The sequence below is a fragment of the Streptomyces sp. NPDC041796 genome (assembly GCF_055590785.1).
The window spans coordinates 1-1,987 of sequence record NZ_JBVJAH010000094.1 but is presented as its reverse complement, the minus strand read 5'-3'; the positions used below and the strand labels follow the sequence as shown (position 1 = coordinate 1,987).

The 1,987-nt window shown below is 65.5% G+C and carries 1 protein-coding gene and 1 pseudogene; both read left to right on the top strand.

The window, feature by feature from the left end; genetic code table 11:
• The first annotated feature begins 108 nt into the window (after nt 1-108).
• On the top strand, nt 109-738 hold the full coding sequence (locus ACZ6C1_RS38995) for a metallophosphoesterase family protein (protein WP_469247771.1): 630 nt from the start codon (nt 109-111) through the stop codon (nt 736-738).
• A 62-nt stretch (nt 739-800) separates the two neighbouring features.
• A pseudogene (locus tag ACZ6C1_RS38990) lies at nt 801-1,806 on the top strand (IS630 family transposase).
• The last annotated feature ends 181 nt before the right edge of the window (nt 1,807-1,987 follow it).

The following is a 1,987-nucleotide window of genomic DNA, read 5'->3' as shown; positions in this document are numbered from 1 at the left end:
GCAGCCTCGGCTACCGCAGTCCCGCCGAATACGAGACTGCCCTGGCGGCCTGACCACCACACCGAAGGTGTCCGCCAAAGCGGAACAAGCTCAGGTGGCCAGCAGGCCATGTGGCTGGAAGCACAGCTGCAGGCCGCCCGCGCCGACACCAACATCGACTGGATCGTGGTGTGCATGCACCAGCTGTACATCTCCAGCGGTCGTACCACCTACGGCTCCGACCTTGGCGTACGGCAAGCCTGGGGGCCCCTGTTCGACAGATACAAGGTCGATCTGGTGGTCTGCGGCCATGACCACCATTACGAGCGATCACACCCCGTCCGCGGCCGTCTCGGCAACGACACTGCCACCCCCGTCCCCGCCGACACCGATCGCGACCTGATCGACACCACGAAAGGCACCGTACACATGGTCCTTGGTGGCGGCACCTTCGCCACCTCACACAACCGTCTCTATGACACGCCGCGCGCACGAGTCATCGTGGCCCGCTCCGCCAACCCCAACCCCCAACTGCCCGACCGCAAGGACTCGATCTGGCTGGAGGAAGACGCCCCCTGGGCCGCGTTCCAGGAACGGCAGCACCCATATGGTTTCGCCGCTTTCACCATCGACCCCGGCAACAGCAGCGAAGGGGTCACACGCATGAACGTCGTCTACTACACCTTCGGCCCCTTCGGCACCCTAACCCCGCGCGATCAGTTCACCCTCACCCGCCCCCGCGCCGATGCAGCGGGGTGAACTATAAGTGGCAGGTGCGGCTCACCAAACCGGGAACGGGTACGGGGAGTAATGCGCCGGGTGTGAGTCGTCCTGGTCTGAAGAATCTGCCGTTGTCGGTGGCTGATGCCCAGCGGGCTGTGCTGGAGGGCTGGTTACGCCGCCGGACTACAGCACAGGCTTTGGCTCTGCGGTCGCGGATCGTGCTGGAGTGCGCCGAAGGCCACTCGATCATGGAGGTGTCCCGCCGGCTGCGGGTCACCCCGGACACGGTCCGCACCTGGCGGCGCCGGTTCCTCGAACGCGGCCTGGACGGCTTGTGCGACGACCCGAGGCCCGGCGTCCCCCGGAAGATCACCGACGCCGATGTCGAACGGGTGATCGTCAAGACGCTCGAGGAGACACCGAAGAACGCGACCCACTGGTCGACGAGGTCCGCGACGTCGTCGGCCTCTACCTCGACCCGCCGGAGAAGGCGCTCGTTCTCTGCGTGGACGAGAAGTCGCAGCTCCAGGCGCTGGACCGGTCCCAGCCGGTCCTGCCGATGGTGCCCGGTGTCCCCGAACGCCGCAGCCACGACTACGTCCGGGCTGGCACCACGACCCTCTTCGCGGCCCTCGAAGTCGCCACCGGCAAGGTCATCGGCTCCCTCCACCGCCGTCACCGGGCAGCCGAGTTCAAGGAGTTCCTCAGGAAGCTCGACAAGGAAGTTCCCGAGGGCCTCGACGTCCACCTGATCCTGGACAACTACGCGACCCACAAGACGCCCGACATCAAGAAGTGGCTGCTGGCCCACCCGCGGTTCCACCTGCACTTCACTCCGACGAGCGCGTCCTGGCTGAACATGGTCGAGCGGTGGTTCGCCGAACTCACGCAGAAGAAGCTCAAGCGCGGCGTCCACCGCTCCGTCCAAGCCCTCGAACGCGACATCCGGGCCTGGCTCGCCGACTGGAACGAACACCCAAGCCCTTCAACTGGACCAAGACAGCCGACGAGATCCTCGACAGAGTCGCCGCCTACTGCCGACGAATCTCTGACAGTGATGATGTTCGTGGTGACGTCGCTGGTGGGTCTGACTCAGATCACTAACTCGCTGCGGAGCTTGCGGTCGGGGTTGTCGGTGTGGTGTAAAGCGGTCTTGGCCATCGCTCTGCGCACGAGTGATCAGACGGTCTCCTGAGCTTGTTCCGCTTTGGCGGACACCTTCGGTGTGGTGGTCAGGCCGCCAGGGCAGTCTCGTATTCGGCGGGACTGCGGTAGCCGAGGCTGC

What these genes read in the sequence shown, in the direction of transcription:
- ACZ6C1_RS38995 (WP_469247771.1), top strand. Translation starts at nt 109, where the DNA reads ATGTGGCTGGAAGCACAGCTGCAGGCCGCCCGCGCCGACACCAACATC.